General features: G+C 51.4%; 1 protein-coding gene. It reads left to right on the top strand.

The genetic code is table 11. The features are described 5' to 3' along the window. Window positions 1-294, top strand: a 294-nt coding sequence (cbeA, locus tag C5L13_RS28520; protein WP_245571534.1) for a type IV toxin-antitoxin system cytoskeleton bundling-enhancing antitoxin CbeA, incomplete at its 5' end; no start/stop codon positions are given. Window positions 295-405: the final 111 nt, after the last annotated feature.

Here is a 405-nt window from a genome sequence, read left to right as displayed (position 1 = left end):
GTGACGCCCTGTTTCGGGGCACGTCTGGTGCAGGAGGGTAACCGGTTGCATTACCTTGCCGACCGCGCCGGTATCAGAGGCCTGTTCAGCGATGCAGATGCGTACCACCTGGACCAGGCCTTTCCGCTGCTGCTGAAACAACTGGAACTCATGCTCACCAGCGGTGAACTGAATCCCCGCCATCAGCATACCGTCACGCTGTATGCAAAAGGGCTGACCTGCAAAGCCGATACCCTCAGCAGTTGTGGTTACGTTTATCTGGCTGTTTATCCGACGCCCGAAATGAAAAATTAACTCTCCAGAATAGCCTTCTGCTACGGCCTGGTGTTTTCACCACGCCACTTTTCCATTTTTATATCTGCATATCAGGAAAATCTTCAGTATGAAAACATTACCTGTATTACC

The organism is Neorhizobium alkalisoli, from assembly GCF_002968635.1.
GTDB lineage: Bacteria > Pseudomonadota > Alphaproteobacteria > Rhizobiales > Rhizobiaceae > Neorhizobium > Neorhizobium alkalisoli.
This window is presented reverse-complemented; position numbering and strand designations above follow the sequence as displayed.